We start from the raw sequence: 15,217 nt of genomic DNA on the forward strand, positions 1-15,217 counted from the left end.
GCTCAGACGGTGATGAGCGCGGTGAGCGGGGCTCCGTCCAGGGCGGGCTCGAGGCGGGCCCGGCCCGGCAGGAAGCCGAGCTCCATGAGGACGGCGACGCCGGCGACCTCGGCCCCGGCGCGCCGGATCAGGTCGATGGAGGCCTCGGCGGTGCCGCCGGTCGCGAGGACGTCGTCGATGACCATGACGCGGTCGCCCGCGGCCAGGTCCTCGGCGTGCACCTCGATCTCGGCGGTGCCGTACTCCAGCTCGTACGCCTGCCGCAGGGTCGCCCCGGGCAGCTTCCCGGCCTTGCGGACCGGGATGAAGCCGAGGCCCGCGCGGACGGCGACCGGCGCGGCCAGGATGAAGCCGCGGGCCTCCAGGCCGGCGATCTTCGTCGCGCCGTGCGCGGTGCACAGCCCGGCGAGGGTGTCGGTGAGGACGGCGAACGCCTCCGGGTCCGCGAGCAGCGGGGTGATGTCCTTGAACAGCACCCCGGGCTTCGGGTAGTCGGGGACGTCCCGGATGCGGCTGAGGAGCAGCTCCGTGGTGCCGTGGGCCTCGGCGGTCATCCGCGCCGTCCCGAGGAGCGGCCGCGGCGGCCGCGCTGGCCGACGACGGCCGGCTCGGCGTCGGAGCCGAGCGCGTCGGCGGCGACCGGGTCCTCGCCCTTGGCGGCGTCGGAGGCCCGCTTCGCCAGGACGCGCTTCTTCAGGGCCTTCATCGCCGGCTCGCGCTCCTTGAGGTCGGCGACCAGCGGGGTGGCGATGAAGATCGACGAGTAGGCACCGGCGGCGAGACCCACGAACAGCGACAGCGAGATGTCGTTGAGCATGCCCGCGCCGAGGACGCCGCCGCCGATGAAGAGCAGACCGGCGACCGGGAGCAGCGCCACGACCGTGGTGTTGATCGACCGGACCAGGGTGCTGTTGATCGAGCGGTTGGCGATGTCGCTGTACGTCCAGCGGGTCTGCTTGGTGATGTCCTTCGTCTGCTCCTTGAGCGAGTCGAAGACGACGACCGTGTCGTAGAGCGAGTAACCGAGGATCGTCAGCAGACCGATGACCGTTCCGACCGTGACCTCGAAGCCGACCAGCGAGTAGATGCCGACGGTGATGGTGAGGTCGTGGATCAGCGCGACGAGCGCCGCGAGGGCCATCCGCCACTCGAAGGCGATGGCGAGGTAGATCACCACGAGGATCATGAAGACCCCCAGGCCCGTCCAGGCCTTGGTGGCGATCTGCTCACCCCAGCTGGGGCCGACGAGCTCCGCCGCGATCTTCGCCTCGGGGAGGTTCATCTCCTTGGCGAGCTCCGCGCGGACCTGGTCGGACTTGGCGGTGTCGAGGCCGCCGACCTGGATGCGCAGGGTGCCGTTGCCGAGCTGCTGGACGATGGCGTCGTGGCCGGAGGCCTCTTCCGCGTACTCCGTGGCCTGGCTGACGGAGACGTCCGTCTTCGGGGTGGTGAAGACGGCACCGCCCTGGAACTCGATGCCCATGTTCAGGCCGCGCACCGCGAGGGCGACGATGGCCGTGATGGTGATCAGGATCGAGAGGCCGTACCAGATACGGCGGTTGCCGATGAAGTCGTAACCGACCTCACCGCGGTGGAGTCGGGCGCCGAGATCGCCGAGCTTCGACATCTCACGCCTCCTTCGGTTCGACGGAGCCAGCGGCAGGGGCGGACGGACGGCGGGTGCGGCGCAGCGGCGGCTTGGCACCGAGGCTCTTCGGGTCGAGGCCGGACCACTTGTGGCCGTTGCCGAAGAACCTGGTGCGGGCGAGGAGCGTCATCACCGGCTTGGTGAAGAGGAACACCACCACGATGTCGAGGAGCGTGGTCAGGCCGAGCGTGAACGCGAAGCCCTGGACCTTGCCGACGGTGACGACGAACAGCACCGCGGCGGCGAGGAACGACACGAAGTCGGACACCAGGATGGTGCGCCGGGCCCGCGGCCAGGCGCGCTCGACGGCCGGACGCAGGGTGCGGCCCTCGCGGATCTCGTCGCGGATGCGTTCGAAGTAGACGATGAACGAGTCCGCCGTGATGCCGATGGCCACGATGGCACCGCAGACGGCCGGCAGGTTCAGCGCGAAGCCGATGGCCGGGCCGAGCAGGGCCATGATCACGTAGGTGAGCAGGGCGGAGACGCCGAGGCTGAGGATCGCCACGAACGACAGGCCGCGGTAGTAGACCACCAGGTAGAGGATGACCAGGCCGAGGCCGATGGCACCGGCGATCAGACCCGCCTCGAGCTGTTCGCCGCCGAGGGCGGCGGTGACGGTGTCGACGCTCTGGGTCTCGAAGGACAGCGGCAGGGCACCGTACGACAGGATGTTGCCGAGGTCCTGGGCCGTCTCCTGGGTGAAGCTGCCGGAGATCTCGGCGCTGGCGCTCAGGGTCTGGCGCACGGACGGGGCGGAGACCACGTCGCCGTCGAGGACGATCGCGAAGCGGTTCTGCGGGTCGGCCTGCTGCGAGAGCTTGCCGGTGATCTTCTGGAACTTCTTCGAGCCCTCGCCCGTGAAGTCCATGGTCACGATCCACATGCCGCGCTGCTGGTCGAAGACGCCCTGGGCGTCGTCGACGTCCTTGCCGTCGACCTCGGCCGGGCCGAGCAGGTACTTCGACCAGATGCCGGGCGCGTCCTCGCCGCAGGCAATCGTGGGCTCGGTGGCCTTGACGCCCTGGCCGACGGCGGCGCGCTGCTTCGGGTCGAGGCAGTTGAGCGTGGCGAACTTCTGCTGCAGGGCCTCGGTGGCGGCGTCACCCGTCGGCGCCGGGCTCGGCGTCGAGGACGCCTTCGGCGACGCGGAGGAGCTCGCGGTCGGCGTGGGGCTCGGGGCCTTCAGCGCCTCGCTGACGGCACGGCCCTGGCTGGTGGCGGTGGCCGTCGGGGTGGCGGACTTCTCGTCCTTGCCCTTGTCGTCCTTGCCCTTGTCGGCGGTGGCGCCGGAGGGCTTCGCGGACGGCGTGGCCGTGCCGCTCGGGGTGGCGCTGGGGTTCGGCGCGGGCTGGTCGGCGGCGGCGACGGCCAGGACCGGGCGGAAGTACAGCTGGGCGGTGGTACCGACCTGCTCGCGAGCCTGCTTCTCGTTCGTCCCCTTGGGGATGTTCACGATGATGTTCTCGCGGCCCTGCGTCTGGACCTCGGCCTCGGACACACCCAGACCGTTGACGCGGCGCTCGATGATGCCGACCGCCGTGTTCATGTTGGTCTCGTTGACGGCGGACTCCTGTCCGGGCTCCGCCTTCGCCTTGAGCGTGATCGACGTGCCGCCGGCGAGGTCGATGCCCAGGCGCGGGGTGGTGTGCCCCGACCAGAACATGCCGCCGGTGAGCGCGACCATGGCGATCAGAATGAGTGCCAGGGCGCGGCCCGGCCGGCTCTGGCCCCCCGCCGGCCTTCGGCCCTTCTTCGGTGCTGCCACCTGTCGTTTCTCCCTGTCCAAACCGCCCCCGCGCCGGTTTGGGCGGGCGGCGGCCACGAAAAGTGTGTGGGGACCTGCCCCCGCAGACGTGAAACCGGTCCGGGGCGGCGGACGCCTGTGGGCGTCCGCGACCGCCCCGGGGCGATTACTTCGCCTCGGTCTCCCCGTCGGCCTTGCCGTCCTTCTCGACCTCGGAGTCCGCCGCGGGCGCGGCGTCCTTCTTGGTCAGGTCGGCCTTGGCCGCCCCCTCCTGGCCGTCGGCGGCGTCGGCGTCCCCGGTGAGCGAGGAGGCGTCGTCAGGAACGACGGTGTCGGTGTCGTCGTCGCCGTGGACGATCCGGTTGTACTCGGCGTCTTCGAGCACCGCGCCGATCGCGTTCTTGGCGTAGACGGCGTGCACGCCGGGCGCGACCTCGAGGAGGACGGTCTCGTCGCCGACCTCCTTGACGGTGGCGTACATCCCCCCGATGGTGCGTACGCCGGTGCCGGGCTGCATCTGGTTGCGCATCTCCGCCGCCTGCGCCTGCTTCTTCTTCGCAGAGCGGGTCATCAGGAACATGGCCCCGATGAGGACGATGAAGGGGAGGAGGGTCACGAGGTTCACGGGACGGGTTTCCTTCGCACGGTCGCGGAGAGAAACCGCGGCCTGATCTTCGGGGGTGGGTACGCCGACCAGAAAGGGCGGCATCGGCGGAGTCTAGGCGAGTCCGCATCGATGGAACAACGCCCAGCATCGCACCGTGGTTCCGGACGGGGCGACTATCCGCGCCGTCACCGTCGTCACATCCCGAACAGCCCGCCTTGTCCGCTTCCGCCGCGGGCCGCCCCGCCGCCGCCCGCCGCGCCCGGGCCCGCTGCCTGCGGCGGAACCAGTCCGAGGTGGGCCCAGGCGGCGGGAGTGGCGACGCGGCCACGGGGAGTGCGGGCGAGCAGTCCTTCCCGTACGAGGAAGGGCTCGGCGACCTCCTCGACGGTCTCGCGCTCCTCCCCCACCGCCACCGCGAGGGTGGACAGGCCGACCGGTCCGCCGCCGAAGAGCTTGAGCAGCGCCTCGAGGACGCCGCGGTCGAGCCGGTCGAGACCGCGGCTGTCGACCTCGTACACGCCGAGGGCGGCCGCGGCGACCTCCCGGGTGATCACTCCGTCGGCCTCGACCTGGGCGTAGTCGCGGACGCGGCGGAGCAACCGGTTGGCGATGCGGGGCGTGCCGCGGGAGCGGCCGGCGATCTCGGCGGCGCCGTCGGTGTCGATCTCGACGTCGAGGAGTCCGGCGGAGCGGCGGACCACCCGCTCCAGCTCGTGCGGCTCGTAGAACTCCATGTGCGCGGTGAAGCCGAAGCGGTCGCGCAGCGGCGGCGGCAGCAGTCCGGCCCGGGTGGTGGCGCCGACCAGGGTGAACGGGGGCAGATCCAGGGGAATGGCGGTGGCACCGGGGCCCTTGCCGACGATGACGTCGACGCGGAAGTCCTCCATCGCCATGTAGAGCATCTCCTCGGCGGGCCGGGACATCCGGTGGATCTCGTCGAGGAAGAGGATCTCGCCCTCCTGGAGGGAGGACAGGATGGCGGCGAGGTCGCCGGCGTGCTGGATGGCGGGGCCGCTGGTGATCCTGATCGGGGCGTTCATCTCCGCCGCGATGATCATCGAGAGGGTGGTCTTGCCGAGGCCGGGGGCGCCGGAGAGCAGCACGTGGTCGGCGGTGGCGCCGCGCTGGCGGGCGGCCTTGAGGACGAGGTCGAGCTGCTGGCGGACCTTCTCCTGGCCGATGAACTCGCCGAGGTCCTTGGGGCGCAGCGCGGCCTCCACGGCCTGGTCGTCGCCCTCGGCGGCGGCGCCGACGATGCGCTCCTCGACGGGGCTGCTGTCGTCGTCCCAGTTCACGATGGTCTGCCTTCTCGTCGTGCTTCTCGTGGCGTGCGGTGGTCGGGGGCGCGGCCCGCGTCAGCGGGCGCGGCTCAGGGTCTGCAGGGCCGCACGCAGGAGCTGCGGGACGGGCGCGGAGCCGGTCTCGGCGATCGCGGCCTCGGCCTGCGGGGTGACGGCGGCGACCGCCTCGTCCGCCTCCCGGCTCGCGTAGCCGAGACCGATGAGCGCGGCGGAGAGCTGTTCGGTCCAGGGCGCGGGGCCGGCGGCGACGGCGCGCTGCTGCCCGACCAGGCCGCTGGTGCCGAGCGGCTGCCCCAGCTTGTCCTTCAGCTCCAGCAGCAGCTTCTGGGCGCCCTTCTTGCCGATGCCGGGGACGGCGGTCAGCGCCTTCTCGTCGCCGGTGGACACGGCGAGCCGCAGCGCGTCCGGCGAGTGGACGCCCAGCATCGCCTGGGCCAGCCTCGGCCCGACGCCGCTCGCGGTCTGCAGCAGCTCGAAGACCTGGCGCTCGTCGTCGTCGGCGAAGCCGTACAGGGTCAGTGAGTCCTCCCGGACGACCAGGGAGGTGGCGAGGCGGGCGTGCTCGCCGACGCGGAGTCCGGCGATGGTGTCCGGCGTGCACTGGACGGCCATCCCGACGCCGCCGACCTCGACGACGGCGGTCGTGGGGGCGAGGGCGGCCACCGGGCCGCTGACGAAGGCGATCATGACGTGCGGCCTTTCGAGGCGTGCAGGGCGGCGGCCTGCTGGAGGCGGTTCCGGGCGACGGCCTGCTGGAGGCGGTTCTGGGCGGGGGCGCGCCAGATGTGGCAGATGGCGAGGGCGAGGGCGTCGGCGGCGTCGGCCGGCCTGGGCGGGGCGGAGAGCCGGAGCAGCCGGGTGACCATCGCGCCGACCTGGGCCTTGTCGGCGCGGCCGCTGCCGGTGACGGCGGCCTTGACCTCGCTCGGGGTGTGCAGGGCGACGGGCAGTCCGCGGCGGGCCGCGCACAGCATGGCGACGGCGCTGGCCTGGGCGGTGCCCATCACCGTGCGGACGTTGTGCTGGCTGAACACCCGCTCCACGGCGACCAGTTCGGGTTCGAAGCGGTCGATCCACTCCTCTATGCCGCGCTCGATGCCGACCAGGCGCAGGCCGGTGTCGGCGTCCGCCGGCGTGCGCACGACGCCCACGCCGAGCATGGTCAGCTGCCGCCCGGCGACTCCCTCGACGACGCCGACACCGCACCGGGTGAGCCCCGGGTCCACCCCGAGTACGCGCACTCCGCCCCCTCCCTGATCCCATCGCCCGACTGTTCGTGCAGGCTATCGGCTCGCACTGACAACGCAGCGGGCCGACGGGGTGTGTCCCGTCGGCCCGCTGCGGAAGAGCCCGTGAGAACCCGCGCGAGGCGCGGGCACGGGCGAGACGGCCCAGGCCGTCGGTCAGGCGTCGACCTTCTCCATGACCTCGTCGCTGACGTCGAAGTTGGCGAAGACGTTCTGCACGTCGTCGCTGTCCTCCAGGGCGTCGATCAGCTTGAACATCTTGCGCGCGCCCTCCTCGTCGAGCTCGACCTGCATGGTCGGGACGAAGCTGGACTCGGCCGAGTCGTAGTCGATGCCCGCCTCCTGAAGCGCGGAGCGGACCGCGACCAGGTCGGTGGCCTCGCTGATGACCTCGAAGTTCTCGCCGAGGTCGTTGACTTCCTCGGCGCCCGCGTCGAGCACGACCTCCAGGACGTCGTCCTCGGACAGCTCGCCCTTGGGGAGCACGACGACGCCCTTGCGGTTGAAGAGGTACGAGACCGAGCCCGGGTCGGCCATGGAGCCGCCGTTGCGGGTCATGGCGACGCGCACGTCCGAGGCGGCGCGGTTGCGGTTGTCGGTGAGGCACTCGATGAGCACCGCGACACCGTTCGGGCCGTAGCCCTCGTACATGATCGTCGCGTAGTCGACGCCGCCGGCCTCGAGGCCGCCGCCGCGCTTGACGGCCGAGTCGATGTTCTTGTTCGGAACGGACGACTTCTTGGCCTTCTGGATGGCGTCGTACAGCGTCGGGTTGCCGTCCGGGTCGGCACCGCCGGTGCGGGCCGCGACCTCGATGTTCTTGATCAGCTTCGCGAAGAGCTTGCCGCGCTTGGCGTCGATCACGGCCTTCTTGTGCTTCGTCGTAGCCCATTTAGAGTGGCCGGACATCTGCCTGTCTCCTTCGCGTAACCCACTTCTTGAACGAACCCCAGAGATCCTACAAGGATCAGGTCACCTCTCGGCGCGCACCATGTCCACGAACAGCTCGTGGATCCGGTGATCGCCGGTCAGCTCGGGGTGGAACGAAGTGGCGAGGGCCGTGCCCTGGCGGACGGCGACGATGTGGCCGTCGTGCTCGGCGAGCACCTCGGCCTCGGCGCCGACGGACTCGACCCAGGGGGCGCGGATGAAGACGCCCTCGACGGGGGTGTCGATTCCGGTGACGGTGACGCCCGCCTCGAAGGACTCGTTCTGCCGGCCGAAGGCGTTGCGGCGCACGATCATGTCGATGCCGCCGAAGGTCTCCTGGCCCGAGCGCGGGTCGAGGATCTTGTCCGCGAGCATGATCAGTCCGGCGCAGGTGCCGTACACGGGCATGCCGCCGGCGATCCGCTCGCGCAGCGGCTCCATGAGCCCGAACAGCACGGCCAGCTTGGAGATGGTGGTGGACTCGCCGCCCGGAATGACGAGGCCGTCGACCTCGGCGAGCTCCTCGGGGCGCCTGACGGGCCTGGCCACGGCGTCAGCCGCGGCCAGGGCGATCAGGTGCTCCCGTACGTCGCCCTGGAGCGCCAGGACACCAATCACGGGAGTGGTGCTCATGGGTGCTTACCAGCCCCGGTTCGCGTAGCGCTCGGCCTCGGGCAGGGTGTCGCAGTTGATGCCGACCATGGCCTCGCCCAGGTTGCGGGAGGCGTCCGCGATGATCTTCGGGTCGTCGTAGAAGGTGGTGGCCTTCACGATGGCGGCGGCGCGCTTGGCCGGGTCGCCCGACTTGAAGATGCCGGAGCCGACGAAGACGCCCTCGGCGCCGAGCTGGCGCATCAGCGCGGCGTCGGCCGGGGTGGCGACGCCACCGGCGGAGAACAGCACGACCGGCAGCTTGCCGAGCTCGGCGACCTCCTTGACGAGCTCGTACGGGGCGCGCAGCTCCTTGGCGGCGGCGAACAGCTCGTTGTTGTCGAAGCCGCGCAGCTTGGCGATCTCGTTCTTGATCTGGCGCAGGTGGCGCACGGCCTCGACGACGTTGCCGGTGCCGGCCTCGCCCTTGGAGCGGATCATGGCCGCGCCCTCGGCGATGCGGCGCAGGGCCTCGCCCAGGTTGGTGGCACCACAGACGAAGGGGGTGGTGAAGGCCCACTTGTCGGAGTGGTTGACCTCGTCGGCCGGGGTCAGGACCTCGGACTCGTCGATGTAGTCGACGCCGAGCGACTGCAGGACCTGGGCCTCGACGAAGTGGCCGATGCGGGACTTGGCCATGACCGGGATGGAGACCGCGCCGATGATCTCCTCGATCATGTTCGGGTCGGACATCCGGGCCACGCCGCCGTCCTTGCGGATGTCCGCGGGGACCCGCTCCAGGGCCATGACGGCGACGGCGCCGGCGTCCTCGGCGATCTTCGCCTGCTCGGCGTTGACCACGTCCATGATCACGCCGCCCTTGAGCTGCTCGGCCATGCCGCGCTTGACGCGGGCGGTGCCGGTCTCGGGGGACTGGGCGGTGGTGGAAGGCGTGCTGGACACGGGTACCTCACATGTGACAACGGGGTTGACGACAAGAGCGAGGAAACAGGCCACGAGCGGTCCACATCAAGGGCCAATGCGCACCCGGTGGATCGTTTTCGCTGGTTACGAAGGCTGACAGGGGTCAGCTGGGACGATCCGCAAGCGCGACGGGCGGTTCGTCGTCCATTTCGAAGGCCATGGGGAACGGGGCGTGGCCCGCCAACCGGAACCAGCGCACCTTCCGGTGCCGGCGCAGCGCCCTGGCGGCCCGTACGGCGTCGTTGTGGAACCGCCGGGCCATCGGCACCCGGCGCACCGCCGCCGCGAGCTCCCCGGCCGCCTCCTCGCCGCCGGGCGCCTCGCGCACCGCCTCCACCTGCTCCGCCTCCCCGAACACCGCGCGCAGCGCCTGGCTGAGCTCGCTCTCCGCGACCTCGCGGTGATCCTCCTCGGCCTGGCGCGCGGCGTGCGCCGCCTCGTACAGCACGATCGACGCGGCGGGGTCGAGCACGCCGGAGGTGGCGAGCTCCTGGGCGACCGAGGCCCGCCGCAGCAGCTGCGCGTCGAGCGCGGCCCGCGCGGCGTCGATGCGCGTGTGCAGCCGGTCGAGCCGGCCGGCGGTCCAGCTCAGGTAGACGCCGACGAGGATCAGCGCGACGACGGTCCAGATCAGGGTTTCGGTCACGGGCGCACAGGCTACCGGGGCGGTGACGGCCTCCCGTCCCGGACCTCGCGGTCATGGGCGACAGGACGCGCACGCCGCGCCCGGCCGTGAGGTCCCGGCCCGCCCCCGGCTCGCGGGCCGGGACGCGGACGCGGACACGGACACGGACACGGACACGGACAACGACACGGACAAGGGGCCGGCCCTTCGTCCTCACGGCTTCCGGTGGCGGGAAGCCCCGGGCCCTACAGTCCCAGCCGCGCCCTGAGGCCGCCGTTCGCGCGTTCGTCCGTGGCGACCGAGGCCGCGCCGTCCGTCACCGTCTCGTAGACGGCCAGGATGTCCGCGCCGACCGTCGACCAGTCGAAGCGGCGGACGTGGGCCGAGCCCCGTTCGCTCAGCTCGGCACGGCGGGCCTCGTCGCCGAGGAGGGAGATCGCGCGGGCGGCCAGGTCGTCCGCGTCCTCGTTGGCGAACAGCTCGCCCGCCCCGCCCTGGTCCAGGACCTGGGCGAAGGCGTCCAGGTCCGAGGCGAGGACCGGCGCGCCCGCCGACAGCGCCTCGACCAGGATGATGCCGAAGCTCTCGCCGCCCGTGTTGGGCGCCACGTACACGTCCACGCTGCGCAGCAGCCGGGCCTTGTCCTCGTCGCTGACCATGCCGAGGAACTCGACCCGGGAGCGCATCTCGCGCGGCAGCGACGCGACGGCCTCCTCCTCGTCGCCGCGACCGGCGACCAGCAGCCGGGTGTCCGGCCGCTCGGCGAGGATCTTCGGCAGCGCCCGCATGAGGACCGGCAGGCCCTTGCGCGGCTCGTCGATCCGTCCGATGAAGCCGAGCGTGCCGCCCGACCACTCCTTCTTGGGCTCCGCCCGGGCGAAGAAGTCGACGTCGACGCCGTTCGGGATGACGACCGCGTCGCCGCCCAGGTGCTCGACCAGCGTCCGCCGCGCGTACTCGCTCACCGCGATCCGCGCGCTGATCTTCTCCAGCGCCGGCTGGAGGATCGGGTACGCGGCGATCATCGCCCGCGACCGCGGGTTGGACGTGTGGAACGTGGCGACGAGCGGCCCGGTCGCCGCCCAGCAGGTGAGCAGGCCCAGCGACGGAGACGTCGGCTCGTGGATGTGCACCACGTCGAAGGTGCCCTCGTGCAGCCAGCGCCGCACCCGGGCCGCCGACAGGAAGCCGAAGTTCAGCCGGGCCACGGAACCGTTGTACGGCACGGGCACGGCGCGCCCCGCCGACACGACGTACGGCGGCAGCGGCGTCTCGTCGTCGGCGGGCGCGAGGACGGAGACCTCGTGGCCGAGCCTGATCAGGTGCTCCGCGAGGTCACGGATGTGGAACTGGACGCCGCCCGGCACGTCCCAGGAGTACGGGCAGACGATGCCGATCCTCAAGAGCGCCGCTCCCCTTCGCGCGCCCCGGGGCCCGTCTCCGGGCGCGCCTCCGCGCGCTCCTCCAGGTCCGCGAGCCACAGCCGCTGCAGCATGTGCCAGTCCTCCGGGTGCTCGGCGATGCCCCCGGCGAAGACGTCGGCGAGGGCCTGCGTCATGGAGGACGTCTTCTCGGCCCGGGTACCTGACTCCGGCACCTCGACCGGCGCGTGGACCCGGCCCCGCATCACGTCGGTGTCGTCGTACCAGAGCGTCACCGGCAGCAGCAGCGCGCCGGTCTGCTGGGCGAGCATCGCGGGCCCCGCGGGCATCCGCGCCGTCTCGCCGAAGAAGGAGACCTCGACGCCGGAGGCCGACAGGTCCCGGTCCGCGACCAGGCAGACCAGACCGCCGGCCCGCAGCCGCCGGGCCAGCGTGCCGAACGCGGCGCCGCCGGTGTGCGGCAGCACCTCCATGCCGAGGGACTCGCGGTAGGCGACGAACCGGTCGTACAGCGACTCGGGCTTGAGCCGCTCGGCGACGGTCGTGAAGGGCACGCCCAGCGCACGGGTGACCCACACGCCGGCGAGGTCCCAGTTGCCCATGTGCGGCAGTGCCAGGATGACGCCCCGGTCGGAGGCGAGGGCGTCCGTCAGGTGGTGGACGTCCTTCGGGTCGAAGCTGCCGGCGGCCCGCTCCTTGCTCCACGTGGGCAGCCGGAAGGACTCCATCCAGTAGCGCATGTACGAGCGCATGCCGGCCTTCGAGAGCGCGGCGAGCCGCTCGGGCGTGGCGTCGGGCACCACCCGGGCCAGGTTGGACTCCAGGCGCAGCACGCTCTTGCCGCGCCGCTTCCAGGCCGTGTCGGCGATCCGCCGGCCGAGGCCCTTCGCCACCGGCTCGGGCAGCTTCTTCACGGTCGCCCAGCCGAGCCCGTAGAGCCCGTCGGTCAGACGGTCCTTGACGCTCATGACGTCGCCTCGCTCCCCCGTGCGCCGGCGTCGGCCTCCGCCGCCTCCCTGCGTACGGTCACGACCCGCTGCCCGAGGGTCACCGCCGACCCGATCGCCACGAGCCACAGGGCGATGGGCAGCAGCACCTGGACGCCGGGGACGCCGAACCCGTGGAGCCCGGCCAGACCGGCCGCGACCAGCGAGATCACCAGCCGCTCGGCGCGCTCCACCAGGCCGTTCACGGCGACAGGCAGGCCGATCGACTCGCCGCGCGCCTTGGTGTACGAGACCACCTGTCCACTGGCCAGGCAGAAGATCGAGACCGCGCAGAGCACGTTGTCGTCGCCGCCGCCCGCGTACCAGAGCGCGAAGCCGCCGAAGATGGCCCCGTCGGCGACCCGGTCGAGGGTCGAGTCGAGGAAGGCGCCCCAGCGGCTGGAGACGCCGGCCTGCCGGGCCATGTTGCCGTCCACGAGGTCCGAGAAGACGAACAGCGTGATGACGATCGTGCCCCAGAAGAACTCGCCGCGGGGGAAGAAGACCAGGGCGCCGGCCACGACCCCGGCCGTGCCGATGAGCGTGACGGCGTCGGGGCTCACGCCCCGGCGGAGCAGAAACGCGGCGAACGGTGTGAGGACACGCGTGAAGAACGCACGCGCGTACTTGTTCAGCATGGCCTTGAGGCCTTCCCGGGGTTCGTGGGCCGCGCGGCCCCTACGGCCACCGGCCCGCCCATCGTAGCCACGCGGGCCCCCGCGACGGCGGCGGCACCCGCCTGTGGCGTCCGGGACCGCGCGAAGGCACCGCCCGTCCGCGCGCCCCGCACGAGACGTATGGACGCACCGTGACGTCGGTGCAAAGCTCGAAGGACACCTCACCGCACGAGCAGTACGCAGCAGTCGGGAGGACGACATCATGGGCGACAAGGCGAACCCCCACGGAGCCGCCGGCAGGGCTCCATCGGCCGACCGGCCCTCGGCCGTACGGAACGTGGTGCTGGTCGGCCACAGCGGATCGGGTAAGACGACCCTCGTCGAGGCCCTGGCGCAGACCGCCGGAGCGGTCAACCGGGCAGGACGGGTCGAGGACGGCGCGACGGTCAGCGACTACGACGAGATCGAGCACCGCCAGCAGCGTTCCGTACAGCTCTCGCTCGTCCCGGTGGAATGGGGCGACTACAAGATCAACATCCTGGACACCCCCGGATACGCCGACTTCGTCGGAGAGCTGAGGGCCGGTCTGCGCGCGGCGGACGCGGCCCTCTTCGTCGTCTCGGCGGCCCAGGAGGCCGACGCGGTGGTCGGCTCGACCCGTGCCGTGTGGGAGGAGTGCGCAGCCGTCGGCATGCCGCGGGCGATCGTCGTCACCCACCTCGACACGGCGCGCACCGACTTCACCCGGCTGACCGAGCTCCTCGGCTCGCTCTTCGGCGGCGACGACCCCGACGCCGTGCTCCCGCTCTACCTGCCCGTACGCGGCGCCGAGGGCGCCGACGGTCACGCGCCGGCCACCGGTCTGGTGGGACTGCTCACGGAGCGGATCCTCGACTACTCCACCGGCACCCGCCGCGAGGACCCGCCCGACGAGGCGCAGCGGCCGCTGATCGCGGAGGCCAGGGCGCGGCTGATCGAGGGGATCATCGCCGAGAGCGAGGACGAGACCCTCATGGACCGCTATCTCGGCGGCGAGGACATCGACCTCAAGACGCTGATCGACGACCTGGAGAAGGCGGTCGCGCGCGGCACCTTCCATCCCGTGCTCGCCGCGGCGCCCGCGGCCGACGGCGGAAAGCAGGGCCTCGGAACGGTCGAGCTGCTGGAGCTGATCACCGGCGGCTTCCCCAGCCCGCTGGAACGCGAGGCGCCCGCCGTCACCACCCCGGAGGGACAGCCGCGCCCGGCGGTGACCTGCGACCCGGACGGCCCGCTGGTCGCCGAGGTCGTGAAGACCTCCTCCGACCCGTACGTCGGCCGGATCTCGCTGGTACGGGTCTTCTCCGGCACCCTGCGGCCCGACGAGACCGTCCACGTCTCCGGGCACGGCCTCGCGGACCGGGGCCACGAGGACCACGACGTCGACGAAAGGGTCGGTGCGCTGACCTCGCCGTTCGGCAAGCAGCAGCGCACGCTCGCGCACTGCGTCGCGGGCGACCTGGCCTGCGTCGGCAAACTGGCGCGCGCCGAGACCGGCGACACGCTCTCCGCGAAGGACGCGCCGCTCCTGATGGAGCCGTGGACGATGCCGGAGCCGCTGCTGCCGCTCGCGATCGAGGCACACAGCAAGGCCGACGAGGACCGGCTCTCGCAGGGCCTGGCCCGGCTGGCCGCCGAGGACCCGACCATGCGGCTCGAACAGAACCAGGACACCCATCAGGTCGTCCTGTGGTGCCTGGGCGAGGCGCACGCGGACGTGGCCCTGGAACGGTTGCGCGGACGGTACGGCGTGCAGGTCGACACCGTTCCGCACAAGGTGTCGCTGCGCGAGACCTTCGGCGGCCCCTCGGCCGGGCGCGGCCGCCACGTGAAGCAGTCGGGCGGGCACGGCCAGTACGCGATCTGCGAGATCGACGTGGAACCGCTGCCGCCCGGCAGCGGCATCGAGTTCGTCGACAAGGTGGTCGGCGGCGCCGTGCCCCGCCAGTTCATCCCGTCCGTGGAGAAGGGCGTACGGGCACAGGCGGCCCGCGGCGTGGCCGCCGGCTATCCGCTGGTCGACATCCGGGTCACCCTGCGGGACGGCAAGGCGCACTCGGTGGACTCCTCCGACGCGGCCTTCCAGACGGCCGGCGCCCTGGCCCTGCGAGAGGCGGCGGCGGAGACGGCGATCCACCTCCTGGAGCCGGTCGCGGAGGTGACCGTGCTGGTGCCCGACGAGTACGTGGGCGCGGTGATGAGCGACCTGTCGGGGCGGCGCGGCCGCGTGGTCGGCACCGAACAGGCGGGCACGGGCCGGACGGTGGTGCGCGCGGAGGTCCCGGAGATCGAGATCGGGCGGTACGCGGTCGACCTGCGGTCCGTCTCGCACGGCACGGGCAGCTTCGACCGCTCGTACGCCCGGCACGAGGCGATGCCGGCACACCTGGCGGACAAGGTCCGCCGGCAGACGGACCGGGCCGCCTAGGCGTTCTGTCCCGGGAGGTTGTGGACGGTTGATGCAGGTCTCGGCTGAGGGATCTTGAACGGGTGAGGGCCTTCCGGGTTCGGTG

The 15,217-nt window shown here is 72.0% G+C and carries 15 protein-coding genes; 1 reads left to right on the forward strand and 14 read right to left on the reverse strand.

The genetic code is table 11. The features are described 5' to 3' along the window. Nucleotides 1–2: 2 nt before the first annotated feature. The 14 genes from ESG85_RS02880 to pgsA all read right to left on the reverse strand — a co-directional run bounded on the left by ESG85_RS02880 (nt 3) and on the right by pgsA (nt 12,686). Nucleotides 3–554 carry an adenine phosphoribosyltransferase gene (locus ESG85_RS02880; RefSeq protein ID WP_128976419.1) on the reverse strand — a complete coding sequence of 184 codons (552 nt, stop codon included), beginning with the start codon at nt 552–554 and terminating at the stop codon, nt 3–5. After that, on the reverse strand, nt 551–1,627 hold the full coding sequence (gene secF, locus ESG85_RS02885) for a protein translocase subunit SecF (RefSeq protein ID WP_128976420.1): 1,077 nt from the start codon (nt 1,625–1,627) through the stop codon (nt 551–553). The genes ESG85_RS02880 and secF overlap by 4 nt, the downstream gene beginning before the upstream one ends. A gap of 1 nt (nt 1,628) precedes the next feature. Then, nucleotides 1,629–3,416: a protein translocase subunit SecD gene (gene secD / locus ESG85_RS02890; protein WP_181018944.1), complete on the reverse strand. Its 1,788-nt coding sequence runs from the start codon at nt 3,414–3,416 to the stop codon at nt 1,629–1,631. A 145-nt stretch (nt 3,417–3,561) separates the two neighbouring features. Continuing rightward, nucleotides 3,562–4,020: a preprotein translocase subunit YajC gene (gene yajC, locus ESG85_RS02895; RefSeq protein ID WP_128976421.1), complete on the reverse strand. Its 459-nt coding sequence runs from the start codon at nt 4,018–4,020 to the stop codon at nt 3,562–3,564. 176 nt (nt 4,021–4,196) lie between these two features. Further along, complete coding sequence (ruvB, locus tag ESG85_RS02900) at nt 4,197–5,297, reverse strand: Holliday junction branch migration DNA helicase RuvB (protein WP_128976422.1); 1,101 nt, start codon at nt 5,295–5,297, stop codon at nt 4,197–4,199. A gap of 60 nt (nt 5,298–5,357) precedes the next feature. Then, nucleotides 5,358–5,990: a Holliday junction branch migration protein RuvA gene (gene ruvA / locus ESG85_RS02905; RefSeq protein ID WP_128976423.1), complete on the reverse strand. Its 633-nt coding sequence runs from the start codon at nt 5,988–5,990 to the stop codon at nt 5,358–5,360. Further along, a complete protein-coding gene (gene ruvC, locus ESG85_RS02910; protein WP_128976424.1) occupies nt 5,987–6,544 on the reverse strand; it encodes a crossover junction endodeoxyribonuclease RuvC in 558 nt (185 codons plus the stop codon). Before ruvC ends, ruvA begins: the two co-directional genes overlap by 4 nt. Before the next feature lie 162 nt (nt 6,545–6,706). Beyond that, nucleotides 6,707–7,459 carry a YebC/PmpR family DNA-binding transcriptional regulator gene (locus tag ESG85_RS02915; protein ID WP_128976425.1) on the reverse strand — a complete coding sequence of 251 codons (753 nt, stop codon included), beginning with the start codon at nt 7,457–7,459 and terminating at the stop codon, nt 6,707–6,709. Between the two features lie 63 nt (nt 7,460–7,522). After that, a complete protein-coding gene (gene pdxT / locus ESG85_RS02920; RefSeq protein WP_128976426.1) occupies nt 7,523–8,113 on the reverse strand; it encodes a pyridoxal 5'-phosphate synthase glutaminase subunit PdxT in 591 nt (196 codons plus the stop codon). A 6-nt stretch (nt 8,114–8,119) separates the two neighbouring features. Then, nucleotides 8,120–9,034 (reverse strand): pyridoxal 5'-phosphate synthase lyase subunit PdxS, encoded by a 915-nt coding sequence (pdxS, locus tag ESG85_RS02925; RefSeq protein ID WP_128976427.1) that lies wholly within the window; start codon nt 9,032–9,034, stop codon nt 8,120–8,122. Nucleotides 9,035–9,158: 124 nt separating this feature from the next. Beyond that, on the reverse strand, nt 9,159–9,701 hold the full coding sequence (locus tag ESG85_RS02930; protein WP_128976428.1) for a LemA family protein: 543 nt from the start codon (nt 9,699–9,701) through the stop codon (nt 9,159–9,161). A gap of 224 nt (nt 9,702–9,925) precedes the next feature. Continuing rightward, nucleotides 9,926–11,083 carry a glycosyltransferase family 4 protein gene (locus tag ESG85_RS02935; RefSeq protein ID WP_128976429.1) on the reverse strand — a complete coding sequence of 386 codons (1,158 nt, stop codon included), beginning with the start codon at nt 11,081–11,083 and terminating at the stop codon, nt 9,926–9,928. After that, the gene (locus ESG85_RS02940) at nt 11,080–12,030 is read right to left on the reverse strand and encodes a phosphatidylinositol mannoside acyltransferase (RefSeq protein WP_128976430.1); all 951 of its coding nucleotides are present in this window, start codon (nt 12,028–12,030) and stop codon (nt 11,080–11,082) included. Before ESG85_RS02940 ends, ESG85_RS02935 begins: the two co-directional genes overlap by 4 nt. Next, the gene (gene pgsA, locus ESG85_RS02945) at nt 12,027–12,686 is read right to left on the reverse strand and encodes a phosphatidylinositol phosphate synthase (RefSeq protein WP_128976431.1); all 660 of its coding nucleotides are present in this window, start codon (nt 12,684–12,686) and stop codon (nt 12,027–12,029) included. The genes ESG85_RS02940 and pgsA overlap by 4 nt, the downstream gene beginning before the upstream one ends. Before the next feature lie 241 nt (nt 12,687–12,927). On the opposite strand from pgsA, the gene ESG85_RS02950 reads away from it, so the two are divergent. Beyond that, nucleotides 12,928–15,132, forward strand: a complete 2,205-nt coding sequence (locus tag ESG85_RS02950; protein WP_128976432.1) for an elongation factor G-like protein EF-G2 — start codon at nt 12,928–12,930, stop codon at nt 15,130–15,132. Nucleotides 15,133–15,217 lie beyond the last annotated feature (85 nt).

The organism is Streptomyces roseicoloratus (assembly GCF_004117935.1).
Classification (GTDB): domain Bacteria; phylum Actinomycetota; class Actinomycetes; order Streptomycetales; family Streptomycetaceae; genus Streptomyces; species Streptomyces roseicoloratus.